Origin of the sequence: Ralstonia flaminis (assembly GCF_958415495.1) — a bacterium.
GTDB lineage: Bacteria > Pseudomonadota > Gammaproteobacteria > Burkholderiales > Burkholderiaceae > Ralstonia > Ralstonia flaminis.
This window is the reverse complement of sequence record NZ_CATZLL010000004.1, coordinates 106153-118527: the sequence shown is the minus strand read 5'-3', so window position 1 is coordinate 118527 and position 12375 is coordinate 106153. Positions and strand designations below refer to the sequence as shown.

Genomic DNA, 12375 nt, shown 5'->3' with positions numbered 1-12375 from the left:
GCCGATCCGCACGCAGCTGGACGACGATCTGAAACAAGGAGCATGAGAATGGCGGCAATTACCGCAAGCATGGTTGCAGAACTGCGCGCGAAGACCGACGCGCCGATGATGGAATGCAAGAAGGCCCTGACGGAGGCCGAAGGCAACCTGGAAAAGGCAGAAGAAATCCTGCGCGTGAAGCTGGGTAACAAGGCCGGCAAGGCTGCCGCCCGTATCACCGCTGAAGGCGTGGTTGCTGCTGCAGTGGACGGTTCGACCGGTGCGCTGGTTGAGATCAACTGCGAAACCGACTTCGTTTCGAAGAACGACTCCTTCCTGGCCTTCGCCAACTCGGTGGCTGCTCTGATCGCCAAGAGCAATCCGGCTGATGTTGCGGCTATCGGTGCGCTGCCGCTGTCGCAAGACGGTTTCGGCCCGACTGTTGAAGACGTGCGCGTGGGTCTGATCGGCAAGATCGGCGAGAACATGACGATCCGCCGCTTCAAGCGCTACGAAGGCAGCAAGCTGACTTCGTACCTGCACGGCGCCCGTATCGGCGTGATGGTGGCGTTCGAAGGCGACGAAGTGGCGGCCAAGGACGCAGCAATGCAAGCTGCAGCCATGAAGCCGGTGTCGCTGTCGGCTGATGACGTGCCGGCCGATCTGGTTGCCAAGGAGCGCAGCGTTGCAGAGCAAAAGGCTGCCGAATCGGGCAAGCCAGCTGAAATCGTTGCGAAGATGGTGGAAGGCAGCGTGCAGAAGTATCTGAAGGAAGTCTCGCTGCTGAACCAGCCGTTCGTGAAGAACGACAAGCAGACCGTTGAGCAGATGCTCAAGGCTGCCAACACGACCGTGAAGGCTTTCACGCTGTTCGTGGTGGGCGAGGGCATCGAGAAGAAGCAAGACGACTTCGCTGCTGAAGTGGCCGCCCAAGTGGCTGCTGCAAAGCAACAGGCGTAATGCTGCAGCGATTGCTTCCGATGGAACGGAAATCAGCCGGCCGGCGCAGGCCGGCAGGGCAACTTTTCTCCATCGGCGCGATCGTATAATGCCGAACAAACAGGGCACCGCAAGGTGCCCTGTTTGTAGGCGCAGCCTGCTTGCGCGGGCATCGTTTGGCTGATCTGATTCCAGACGGCTTCCGCGCAAGAAGGTTGCGAGATGAACGAAGCTCCGCTTCGTCTGTCGCAGCTGTCATTCCCCCTTTCCTGTCTCCCGTACCAGGAATCGTCAAGAGGATCTCCATGCCTGCCTACAAGCGCGTTCTACTCAAACTTTCCGGCGAAGCCCTGATGGGCGACGATGCCTTCGGCATCAACCGCAGCACCATCGAAGGGATGGTCAATGACATCGCCGAAATCGTGAAGCTGGGCGTGCAGGTGGCGGTGGTGATCGGTGGTGGCAACATCTTCCGCGGTGTCGCGGGCGGTGCGGCCGGTATGGATCGCGCCACGGCCGATTACATGGGCATGCTGGCCACGATGATGAACGCACTGGCCCTGCAAGACGCCATGCGCCACGCCAACCTCGAAGGTCGAGTGCAATCGGCGCTGCGCCTGGATCAGGTGGTTGAGCCGTACATCCGCCCCCGCGCGATCCGTCAGCTGGAAGAGGGCAAGATCGTGATCTTCGCGGCCGGCACCGGCAACCCGTTCTTCACCACCGACACTGCAGCCGCGTTGCGCGGCTCGGAAATCGGCGCGGAGATCGTTCTCAAGGCCACCAAGGTTGATGGCGTCTACACCGCCGACCCGAAGAAGGACCCGAGTGCGACCCGCTACACCACCATCACGTTCGACGAGGCCATCTCGCGCAACCTGCAGGTGATGGATGCGACCGCTTTCGCGCTGTGCCGCGACCAAAAGCTGCCGATCAAGGTGTTCTCCATCCAGAAGCCGGGCGCGCTCAAGCGCGTGATTCTGGGTGAAGACGAAGGCACGCTGGTGCACGTCTGAGGTTGGCGAGAAGCTGCCTTGTAAGCGCCTTTTTTACCGCTCGCTGACCCCATGTAAATGGCGTTGGCGAGTGGCTTCCATGTAAAATCGCCTATTGTCTTTTTGGTTTTGCCGGTGCCCTGTGTCGAATTCCGGGGCGCATGTCCGGCAGGCCGCCGTTATCGTTCGGAGGAAGTATGAGCGTCGCCGATGTCAAGAAGAATGCCGAGCAGAAGATGCAGAAGTCGATCGAGGCTCTCAAGACGGATTTGGCCAAGATCCGCACTGGGCGTGCCCACACCGGCCTGCTTGATCACGTGCAAGTCGATTACTACGGCTCGATGGTGCCGATCAGCCAAGTCGCCAACGTGACCTTGGTGGACGCGCGCACGATCGGTGTGCAGCCGTGGGAAAAGAAGATGGTGCAAGTTGTGGAGAAGGCCATCCGTGAAGCGGATCTGGGTCTGAACCCCGCCACCATGGGTGACATCATCCGTGTCCCGACGCCTGCCTTGACCGAAGAGCGCCGCAAGGAGCTGACCAAGGTCGTCAAGGGTGAGGGTGAAGACGCCAAGGTCGCCGTGCGCAATCTGCGCCGCGATGCGAACGAACAACTCAAGAAGCTGGTCAAGGACAAGGCCATCTCGGAAGATGACGAGCGTCGCGGTAGTGATGACGTGCAGAAGCTGACCGACAAGTTTGTCGCCGAGATCGACAAGCTGGTCGCCGAGAAAGACAAGGAAATTATGACGGTGTAAGGCCGTCTCCCAAGGCTGGCGCATAGGGTGCCGGCTGCGGGAAGCCCGATTCATGCATATCAGTTCCACACAGGCGGTGCCTGACACCGCCGATACCCCGCGCCACGTTGCCGTCATCATGGATGGCAACGGCCGCTGGGCCACCGAGCGCCATTTGCCGCGCGTGGCAGGGCACAGCCGCGGCCTCGACGCCGTGCGTGCAACGGTTGAGGCTGCGGCGCGCCGAGGTGTCGGTTACCTGACGCTGTTTGCCTTCAGCTCTGAGAACTGGCGCCGCCCGGCCGAAGAGGTCACCTTCCTGATGAAGCTGTTCATGACAGCGCTGCGCCGCGAGGTGAACAAGCTGCATGAGAACGGCATCCGCCTGCGCGTGGTGGGTGACCTGTCGGCGTTCAGCCCGCGCATTCAATTGCTGATCCGCGAAGCGGAGGCTAAGACGGCTGCCAATCCAGGCCTGACGGTCACCATCCTCGCCAACTACGGCGGCCGGTGGGACATTCTCCAGGCCATGCGTGCATTGATGGTGGCGCAGCCGGGCATCGCGCCCGAGGCCATCACGGAAGACGTTCTGGCGCCGTACATGGCCCTGGCCTATGCGCCCGAGCCGGACCTGTTCATCCGCACCGGTGGCGAGCAGCGCATCAGCAACTTCCTGCTCTGGCAGCTTGCGTACTCGGAACTGTATTTCACCGATCGCTACTGGCCCGATTTCGATGCCGCAGAACTGGATCGTGCCTTCGCCTGGTATCGCAATCGCGAGCGCCGCTTTGGTCGCACCAGTGCGCAGCTTGAGTCCGATGTTCCCCCCGCGCTATCTGCCGGAGCCTGACACATGCTGCTGACTCGCGTCATTACCGCTGTCTGCTTGCTGATTGTCATCCTGCCCATTCTTTTCTTCGCACCGCCAGCCGGCCTTGCTGGGCTGGTGACGGTGTTTGCCATGCTGGCAGCTTGGGAATGGGGGCGGCTCGTGCGGTTGCCGGGCTGGTGGGGGCCGATGCTGTATGCAGTGGTCGTCGTTGTGCTGACGATCGCCTGGCACGACATCCCTGTGCGTGGGGATGTGCGGCCGCTGTTCCATGGTGCGGTGATCGCGTGGGTAGTGGCCTGGGGGCTGCTGGCTGGCGGCGTGCGCGAATTGCGTAGCATACGCAAGGTTGTTTTTACCTTGCTGGGCTTGGTGATTTTGCCGGCGTTCGTGCATGCAGCCATCGCGCTGCGCGCGCAGGGGGTGGCTTTCCTGTTCTCCGTCGCGGTGCTCGTATGGGCGGCAGATGTGGGTGCCTATTTCGTTGGCAAGGCCATCGGCCGTCGCAAGCTGGCGCCGACCATCAGCCCCGGCAAGTCATGGGAAGGCGCGATCGGTGGGGCAGTGCTCGTGGCAATCATCGCGACGGTGGCAGGTGTTACGCATTGGTTTGCGCCGACATGGTTCTCGCACCAGTTCGACCAGAACGGCGCAGCCGTCGCTCTGGCGCTGACGATCGTGCTGGTGGCCGCAAGCATCGGCGGCGATTTGTTTGAGTCTCTTCTCAAGCGCCAGGTCGGCATGAAGGACAGCAGCCGACTGCTGCCTGGCCATGGCGGCGTGCTTGACCGTATCGACGCGCTGTTGCCGGTGTTCCCCCTGGCCGCGTTGCTGATTTCCTGAGGCGTCCACGAACATGATGCGTTTGACCGTTCTTGGCGCGACCGGCTCCATTGGTGACAGCACGCTCGACGTGGTGCGCAGTCACCCAGACAAGTACCGCGTATTCGCGCTCACCGCCAATGCGCAGGCCGACAAGCTCGCCAAGTTGTGTCGTGAGTTTCGTCCGCAGATGACTGTGCTTGGCTCGGCAGCGGCGGCTGATGCGCTGCGCGAGCAGCTTGGTACAGATGCGGCTGGCATCGACATCCGTTTTGGCCCCGAGGCGCTGGAGGAGGCCGCAGCGCACCCTGATTGCGATGCGGTAATGGCGGCCATTGTTGGTGCCGCAGGCTTGCGCCCCACGCTGGCCGCTGTGCGTGCGGGCAAGCGCGTACTGCTGGCCAATAAGGAAGCGCTGGTGATGTCCGGCGCGCTCTTCATGGACGCCGTGCGCCAGCATGGCGCCACCGTGCTGCCGATCGACAGCGAGCACAACGCCATTTTCCAGTGCCTGCCGCAGCAGGCCCCCACGTTTGGCCGTGGCGTGTCGCGTATCGTCTTGACTGCCTCGGGCGGCCCATTCCGCACGCGTGCCGTGGACACCCTCGCAGACGTTACGCCCGACCAAGCTTGCGCTCACCCCAACTGGGTCATGGGACGCAAGATCTCTGTCGACTCCGCCACCATGATGAACAAGGGGCTGGAGGTGATCGAGGCATACTGGCTGTTCGGTGTGCCGGTCGAGCGCCTTGAAGTGCTGATCCATCCGCAGAGCGTGATCCATTCAATGGTCGGCTACGACGACGGCTCGGTACTGGCACAGCTCGGCAACCCAGACATGCGTACGCCGATTGCATACGGGCTGGCGCACCCCGAGCGCATTGAGGCTGGTGTGCCGCTGCTGGACTTGGCCGCCACTGGCACACTGACTTTCGAGGCGCCGGACCTGCACCGCTTCCCGTGCCTCGCACTAGCATTTGATGCACTACGCGCCGGTGGCACGGCACCTGCTGTGCTGAATGCCGCCAACGAGGTGGCGGTCGACGCATTTTTGCAGCGCCGCATTCGCTTTACCGATATTGCCGCCGTGGTGGGCGACACGCTGGCGCGTGCTTCCATCGTGCCGGCAGACTCGCTCGACACCGTCTTTGCCGCTGACGCGCAGGCGCGTGGCCAGGCCGAGCGCTACATTGCGACGGCATGCGTGCATCTGCCAGCTGCGTGACAAGTGCTCCGTCAGAGCGAGCGGGTAACATAGTGTGCTCGCGCGGGTTGCGCCCGTGCACGCCCATCAGTGCATCCGGAGAAGGTTCTTGCAGACCGTTTTAGCGTTTGTTTTTGCGATCGCGGTGCTGATCGTCATTCATGAACTGGGCCACTACAGTGTCGCGCGCTTGTGCGGCGTGAAAGTGCTGCGGTTCTCGGTCGGCTTCGGCAAGGTGCTGTTCCGCCATGTCGGCCGCGGCCCAGACCGCACCGAGTGGACCATCTGCGCCATTCCGCTCGGCGGCTACGTCAAGATGTTGGGCGAGGGCACGAGGGACCCAGAAAAGGACCCGCCAATCCTGCCCGAAGATCTGCCACGAACCTTCGACCATCAGCCTGTCTATAAGCGTTTCGCCATCGTGGCTGCGGGCCCTGTCGCCAACTTCCTGCTGGCGATTGTTCTGTACGCCGTCCTCGCGTGGGTTGGGGCCGTTGAGCCGGTGCCCATTCTCGGTGCGCCGCCCCCAGGCAGCATTGCTGCGCAGGCGGATCTGCGTGCGAAGGATCATGTGATTGCCGTCGGCACCGACGTTGAAGCCCCGAGCCCTGTGCGTAGCTGGAGCGATGTGCGCATGCGTTTGTATTCGGCAGGCATCGGCGGGCATGACGCGCTCGTGCAGGTGCGTGGTACCGATGGCACGGAGCGCACGGTTCGCCTGCAGGGCTTGCCGAGCCCCGCGCGTACGCCCCAGGCCGACGTGATCGACCAGATCGGGTTGCGCCTGCTGGGCGGGCCGGTCACCATCGTCGATGTTCTGCCAAATAGTGCTGCTGCCCGTGCCGGGTTGCGCGCCGGTGACCAGATTGTCCGCTTCGCTGGGCAGCCTGCAGACCAAGCGATGGATCTCATCCGCCAGATTCGCGCCATGCCGGAGCAGAACGCTTCGATCGACATTTTGCGCAACGGCGAACCAATGACGCTGCCGGTGCGGCCCGATGCCGACGCCGATCCGAAGAACCAGAATGGGGCGAAGGTCGGCAAGCTTGGCGCGCAGCTCAACCAGAAGGTCGAGACCGCGCTGATGCGTGATACGCCGGGCGCCGCATTGGTGCATGGATTGCGCCAGGTCTGGCAGACCTCGGTGCTGTCACTGCAGGTGCTGGGCAAGATGATCGTAGGACAGGCTTCGCTGCAGAATCTGAGCGGTCCGATTACGGTGGCGGACTTTGCTGGCAAGGCGGCAAGCCTTGGCTGGCAGACGTTTGTAGGTTTTCTTGCGCTGATCAGCGTCAGCCTTGGTGTCCTGAACTTGTTGCCCGTTCCGGTATTGGATGGGGGGCATTTGCTGTATTATTGCGTGGAATTTTTGACAGGCCGACCCGTGCCGGAATCCTGGCAAGCAGTACTCCAAAAGATCGGCGTCGCCTGCATTCTGCTTCTCACTTCGCTCGCCTTGTACAACGATTTGAGTCGGCTGTTTCTGACTCGAGGCTAAACCGCATTTGTTTTTGTCGGCAAGCCTATGCGTTGCAACAAGCGTGAGCGGGCAACCCAAGATTTTGAAAACACTCGGAAGTGGATTCCAACCGGATCCAATTTAGGGGATTAGATTGATCAGACAACATCGCTTCCCGCTCAGCGTGCTGGCGGCCTCCGTGCTGACCGTGACTGCCGGTCAGGCTCATGCAGTGGAGCCGTTCGTCGTGAAGGACATTCGCGTGGAGGGGGTGCAGCGCGTCGAACCGGGTACCGTGTTCGGCTATCTGCCCGTGAAGGTAGGTGAGACCTTCACCGACGAGAAGGGTGCCGAATCGATCCGCGCGCTCTACAACACCGGCTTCTTCAAGGACGTGCAGATCCGTGCCGAAGGCAACGTGCTGGTGGTGCGTGTGGAAGAGCGTCCGGCCATCTCGCAGCTCGAGTTCATCGGCTTCAAGGAGTTTGACAAGGACGCACTGCGCCGTACCTTGCGTGGCGTGGGCGTGGCCGAAGCCCGCTATTACGACAAGTCGCTGATCGACCGTGCTGAGCAGGAAATCAAGCGTCAGTACGTCTCGCGCGGCTACTACGCCGCCGATGTGTCGACCACTGTAACGCCGGTCGACGCCAACCGCGTGTCGATCACCTTCACGGTGGACGAAGGCCCGACGGCCAAGATTCGCCAGATCAATATCGTCGGCAACAAGGCCTTCAAGGAAAGTGACCTGCGCGACGAAATGCAGCTGTCCACGCCGAACTGGCTGTCGTGGTACACGAAGAACGATCTGTACTCGAAGCAGAAGCTGACCGCCGACCTGGAAGCGTTGCGCTCGTTCTACCTGGATCGTGGTTACCTGGAATTCGCGATCGAGTCGACTCAGGTTTCCATTACGCCGGACAAGAAAGACATCTACCTGACACTGAACATCCACGAGGGTGAGCAGTACAAGGTGTCGGATATCAAGCTGACCGGTGAACTGCTCTCCAAGCAGGCCGAGATGGAGAAGCTCATCAAGCTCAAGCAGGGCGATGTGTTCTCCTCGGCGAAGCTGTCGGCCACGACCAAATCGATCACCGATCTGCTTGGCACGTACGGTTACGCCTTTGCCACGATCAACCCCCAGCCGCAGATCAACCAGAAGGACCGTACGGTTGCGCTCACGCTGGTGGTCGATCCAGGCCGTCGCGTCTATGTGCGCCGCGTCAACGTGCTTGGCAACAGCAAGACGCGCGATGAAGTGGTGCGCCGTGAAATGCGCCAAATGGAAGCTTCGTGGTTTGACGGCGAGAAGCTGCAGCTTTCGCAGAACCGCATCAACCGCACGGGCTACTTTACTGATGCGAACATCACCACCGAAGACGTGCCGGGCACGTCAGACCAGGTGGACGTCAACGTCAACGTGACGGAAAAGCCGACCGGCCAGATCAACCTGGGTGTGGGCTTCTCGTCGACTGACAAGGTGGTGCTCTCGGCCGGTATCCGTCAGGACAACGTGTTCGGTTCCGGTACCAGCCTGGGCCTGGATGTGAACACCTCCAAGGCAAACCGTACCATCGCGGTAACGCAGTACGACCCGTACTTCACGACCGACGGTATCAGCCGCTCGACCGAACTGTACTACCGCACTTATCAGCCGCTGTACTACACCGGCGATACGACGTACAAGATCGTGCAGCAGGGCGGCAACATGAAGTTTGGGGTGCCGTTCTCGGAAACCGACACCGTGTTCTTTGGTATCGGCTACGAGCGCACGTCCATCGACGTGTCGTCCAACACGCCGCTGGCCTATCAGAACTGGGTTGCGAAGAACGGTAGCATCACCAACAACTTCCCGTTCACGATCGGTTGGTCGAAGGATCAGCGTGACAGCGCGCTGGTCCCGACCCGTGGCCGCTATCAGCAGGCCAATCTGGAAATTGGTGTTCCGGGCGGCATCACGTATTACCGCGCGTATTACCAGCACCAGTGGTTCTACCCGGTTTCGAAGTCGTTTACGCTGGCCTTCAACAACGAGTTCGGCTACGGCCGCGGCTACGGCGGCAAGGACTTCCCGATCTTCAAGAACTACTACGCGGGTGGTATCGGCTCGGTGCGCGGCTATGAAACCAGCACGCTGGGCCCGCGCGATGCCAACGGTATTGCCATTGGTGGCGCCAGCAAGATCGTCGGCAACGTGGAGTTCATCTTCCCGCTGCCTGGCTCGGGTGTGGACCGCACCGTTCGCCTGTTCACCTTCTTCGACTACGGCAACGTGTTCGCAGAAGCCGCCCAGCCGTACAAGCTTAGCGACATGCGCTACTCGACCGGTTTCGGCCTGTCGTGGCTGTCGCCGATTGGTCCGCTGAAGATCAGCATGGGCTTCCCGATCAAGCGGAAGGCCGAAGACCAGACTCAACGCTTCCAGTTCCAGATCGGGACGGCATTCTAATGACTGCATTCATCATGAAATCCACACGCGTCACATTGTCCCGCATGGGCGTGTCGGTTGCCTTCGCAGCACTCGCCGCCGCTAGCTTTGCACTGCCGGTTGCTGCGCAGGAAGCACGTATCGCCGCTGTCAATTCCGAGCGCATCCTGCGCGATTCGCAGCCCGCCAAGGCGGCTCAGGCGAAGCTGGAGGCTGAGTTCGCCAAGCGCGATCGCGATCTGCAGGACACGGCCGCCAAGCTCAAGGCGATGTCCGACAAGCTGGATAAGGACTCGGCCGTGCTGGCTGATGCTGACCGCACCCGCCGCCAGCGCGAGCTGTCCGATCTGGACCGCGATTTCCAGCGCAAGCAGCGGGAGTTCCGCGAAGACCTGAACCAGCGTCGCAACGAAGAGCTGGCCCAGGTGCTTGAGCGCGCCAACCGAGTGATCCGTTCGATCGCGGAGCAGCGCAAGTACGATCTGATCGTGCAGGAAGCGGTGTATGTGAATCCGCGCATCGACATCACCGACGATGTGCTCAAGGCGCTGAACGCGGCTTCGCAATCGGCGAAATGAGGTTGTTCGCATGTCGTTTTCGCTTGGTGAACTTGCCGCGTCGCTCGGCGCGACCGTCCAGGGTGACGCAGGCCTGATCGTCAAGTCGATCGCGCCGCTGGATCAGGCCGGCGCCGATCAGCTCGCCTTTCTTTCCAATCCGCTGTATCTCAATCAGGCTGTGGACTCCAGTGCGGGGGCGATCATCGTGTCGCCCCGCGATCTGGAAGCGCTTGCCGCCCAAGGCCATGTCAATGGCCGGAACTGGTTGGTGACCGCCAATCCGTATGCTGCGTTTGCCCGCGTTGCCCAGCGCTTTGTTGCGCTGACTGCGCGGACGGTGGTGCCCGGTATCCACCCGAGCGCGAGCGTAGGTGAGGGGGCCGTGGTGCCGGCATCGTGCTCAATCGGCCCGAACGTGATCATCGAGGCGGGCGCCGTGCTCGGAGAGCGCGTGCGCATTGCTGGCAATGGCTTCGTCGGCGCGGATGCGCGCATTGGCGACGACACGCTCCTCTACGCAAACGTCTCGATCTACCACGGCTGTGTGGTGGGTGCGCGCTGCATCTTGCACAGCGGCGTAGTGATTGGTGCAGATGGTTTCGGCTTTGCGCCAGACTTCGGCCCGCAAGGCGGCGAGTGGGTGAAGATTCCGCAGATCGGCCGTACAGTGATTGGCGACGATGTGGAGATTGGCGCGAATACCGCCATCGACCGCGGCGCCATGGCCGACACGGTGGTTGAGCAGGGCTGCAAGATCGACAACCAGGTGCAGATTGCGCACAACGTGCATGTTGGTGCATACACCGTCATCGCGGGCTGTGCAGCCATTTCCGGCAGTACGAAGATCGGGCGCTACTGCATCATCGGTGGCGCAGCCAACTTTGCCGGCCACCTGACAATTGCGGACCGCGTGACTGTTTCGGGCGGTACGTCCATCACCAAATCCATCACCAAACCCGGTGGTCACTTCACCAGCGTCTTCCCGTTTATGCCGCACGGCGATTGGGAACGTAACGCGGCCATCGTCCGAGGCCTGACGCGCATGCGCGAACGGTTGCAACAACTGGAACAGCAGGTCAAAGATCTGCGTAAAGAATCATGACCGAAGCATCGAATGTGACGAATGCGACGACCAGCCTCGTCAGCGATTTCAACATCAAGAAGATCCTCGACCTGCTGCCGCATCGCTACCCGATGCTGCTGGTCGACCGCGTGGTCGAGTTTGAATCGGGCAAGCGCATCAAGGCCATCAAGAACGTCACGTTCAACGAGCCGTTCTTCAACGGCCACTTCCCGGGGCATCCGGTCATGCCGGGTGTGCTGATTCTCGAGGCGCTGGCGCAGACTGCGGCACTGTTGACCTTTGGTGAGCCCGGTCACCAACGCAACGAGAACGATCTCTATCTGTTCACAGCCATTGATGGCGCCCGTTTCAAGCGGCAGGTCGTGCCTGGTGATCAACTCTGCCTGCACGCGGAACTGCTGCGTGGCAAGCGTGGCTTCTGGAAGTTCAAGGTGTTCGGCATGGTGGACAACGAGGTTGCCGCCGAAGCCGAAATCATGTGCGCGATCATCAAGGACGAACCGAAGGGAGCCGCATGAGCACGAGCAAGATTCATCCGACCGCGCTGATCGACCCAAAGGCCGAGCTGGATTCGAGCGTCGAGATCGGCGCCTTTACCGTCGTGGGCCCCAACGTGCGCATGGGTGCGGGCACACGTGTCGGTCATCACACCGTGGTCGAGGGCTACACCACGCTCGGTCGCGACAACAGCATCGGCCATTTCGCGTCGGTGGGCGGTCGCCCGCAGGACATGAAGTACCGCGATGAGCCGACGCAGCTCATCGTTGGCGACCGCAACACCATCCGCGAATTCACCACGATCCACACCGGCACTTCGCAGGATGCCGGTATCACGTCCATTGGCGACGACAACTGGATCATGGCCTACGTGCACATCGCGCACGACTGCCGCGTGGGCAATCACACCGTGTTCTCGAGCAACGCGCAGATTGCCGGCCACGTGGAAGTGGGCGATTGGGCCATTCTGGGCGGCATGTCGGGTGTGCACCAGTTCGTGCGCATCGGTGCGCATGCGATGCTGGGCGGTGCGTCAGCGCTGGTGCAGGACGTGCCGCCGTTCGTGATTGCCGCGAGCGACAAGGGTGGCAACAAGGCCGCGCCGCACGGCATCAACGTCGAAGGTCTGCGCCGCCGCGGCTTCACGGCAGAGCAGATCACAGGCTTGCGCCAATCGTACAAGCTGCTCTACAAGAGCGATCTGAGCTTCGATCAGGCCAAGGCCGAGATTGCGGCACAGATCGCGCAGGCTGACGATGCCCCGACGCGTGAAGTGCTGACCGCGTTTGCTGATTTCATCGCCGCCACCAAGCGCGGCATCGTGCGTTGATCGAGCAAG

General features: G+C 61.6%; 12 protein-coding genes. All 12 read left to right on the top strand.

Annotated features, from left to right (window positions below; all coding sequences use genetic code 11):
• The first annotated feature begins 48 nt into the window (after positions 1–48).
• The 12 genes from tsf to lpxA all read left to right on the top strand — a co-directional run bounded on the left by tsf (position 49) and on the right by lpxA (position 12366).
• Entirely contained in the window at positions 49–939 is an 891-nt protein-coding gene (gene tsf, locus R2N11_RS07440; RefSeq protein WP_199033216.1) for a translation elongation factor Ts, read from the top strand.
• Positions 940–1223: 284 nt separating this feature from the next.
• Positions 1224–1934 carry a UMP kinase gene (gene pyrH / locus R2N11_RS07435; RefSeq protein WP_009238238.1) on the top strand — a complete coding sequence of 237 codons (711 nt, stop codon included), beginning with the start codon at positions 1224–1226 and terminating at the stop codon, positions 1932–1934.
• Positions 1935–2110: 176 nt separating this feature from the next.
• On the top strand, positions 2111–2671 hold the full coding sequence (frr, locus tag R2N11_RS07430) for a ribosome recycling factor (RefSeq protein WP_316680672.1): 561 nt from the start codon (positions 2111–2113) through the stop codon (positions 2669–2671).
• Between the two features lie 52 nt (positions 2672–2723).
• Positions 2724–3500 (top strand): polyprenyl diphosphate synthase, encoded by a 777-nt coding sequence (uppS, locus tag R2N11_RS07425; protein WP_316680671.1) that lies wholly within the window; start codon positions 2724–2726, stop codon positions 3498–3500.
• 3 nt (positions 3501–3503) lie between these two features.
• Positions 3504–4322 (top strand): phosphatidate cytidylyltransferase, encoded by an 819-nt coding sequence (locus R2N11_RS07420; protein WP_316680669.1) that lies wholly within the window; start codon positions 3504–3506, stop codon positions 4320–4322.
• Positions 4323–4335: 13 nt separating this feature from the next.
• On the top strand, positions 4336–5526 hold the full coding sequence (gene ispC, locus R2N11_RS07415; protein WP_199032214.1) for a 1-deoxy-D-xylulose-5-phosphate reductoisomerase: 1191 nt from the start codon (positions 4336–4338) through the stop codon (positions 5524–5526).
• An 88-nt stretch (positions 5527–5614) separates the two neighbouring features.
• Positions 5615–7003, top strand: a complete 1389-nt coding sequence (gene rseP / locus R2N11_RS07410; protein ID WP_199032225.1) for an RIP metalloprotease RseP — start codon at positions 5615–5617, stop codon at positions 7001–7003.
• Between the two features lie 115 nt (positions 7004–7118).
• Positions 7119–9416: an outer membrane protein assembly factor BamA gene (gene bamA, locus R2N11_RS07405; RefSeq protein WP_199032215.1), complete on the top strand. Its 2298-nt coding sequence runs from the start codon at positions 7119–7121 to the stop codon at positions 9414–9416.
• Positions 9416–9973, top strand: coding sequence for an OmpH/Skp family outer membrane protein (locus tag R2N11_RS07400; RefSeq protein WP_199032216.1), 558 nt, complete (start codon positions 9416–9418; stop codon positions 9971–9973). Before bamA ends, R2N11_RS07400 begins: the two co-directional genes overlap by 1 nt.
• Positions 9974–9983: 10 nt before the next feature.
• The gene (gene lpxD, locus R2N11_RS07395; protein WP_316680667.1) at positions 9984–11057 is read left to right on the top strand and encodes a UDP-3-O-(3-hydroxymyristoyl)glucosamine N-acyltransferase; all 1074 of its coding nucleotides are present in this window, start codon (positions 9984–9986) and stop codon (positions 11055–11057) included.
• On the top strand, positions 11054–11557 hold the full coding sequence (fabZ, locus tag R2N11_RS07390; RefSeq protein WP_199032218.1) for a 3-hydroxyacyl-ACP dehydratase FabZ: 504 nt from the start codon (positions 11054–11056) through the stop codon (positions 11555–11557). The genes lpxD and fabZ overlap by 4 nt, the downstream gene beginning before the upstream one ends.
• Positions 11554–12366, top strand: coding sequence for an acyl-ACP--UDP-N-acetylglucosamine O-acyltransferase (gene lpxA, locus R2N11_RS07385; protein WP_199032219.1), 813 nt, complete (start codon positions 11554–11556; stop codon positions 12364–12366). The genes fabZ and lpxA overlap by 4 nt, the downstream gene beginning before the upstream one ends.
• Positions 12367–12375 lie beyond the last annotated feature (9 nt).

Coding starts and splice junctions, on each gene's coding strand:
- uppS (WP_316680671.1), top strand. CDS start 2,724: ATGCATATCAGTTCCACACAGGCGGTGCCTGACACCGCCGATACCCCG.
- fabZ (WP_199032218.1), top strand. CDS start 11,054: ATGACCGAAGCATCGAATGTGACGAATGCGACGACCAGCCTCGTCAGC.
- ispC (WP_199032214.1), top strand. CDS start 4,336: ATGATGCGTTTGACCGTTCTTGGCGCGACCGGCTCCATTGGTGACAGC.
- tsf (WP_199033216.1), top strand. CDS start 49: ATGGCGGCAATTACCGCAAGCATGGTTGCAGAACTGCGCGCGAAGACC.
- R2N11_RS07400 (WP_199032216.1), top strand. CDS start 9,416: ATGACTGCATTCATCATGAAATCCACACGCGTCACATTGTCCCGCATG.
- R2N11_RS07420 (WP_316680669.1), top strand. CDS start 3,504: ATGCTGCTGACTCGCGTCATTACCGCTGTCTGCTTGCTGATTGTCATC.
- lpxA (WP_199032219.1), top strand. CDS start 11,554: ATGAGCACGAGCAAGATTCATCCGACCGCGCTGATCGACCCAAAGGCC.
- pyrH (WP_009238238.1), top strand. CDS start 1,224: ATGCCTGCCTACAAGCGCGTTCTACTCAAACTTTCCGGCGAAGCCCTG.
- lpxD (WP_316680667.1), top strand. CDS start 9,984: ATGTCGTTTTCGCTTGGTGAACTTGCCGCGTCGCTCGGCGCGACCGTC.
- frr (WP_316680672.1), top strand. CDS start 2,111: ATGAGCGTCGCCGATGTCAAGAAGAATGCCGAGCAGAAGATGCAGAAG.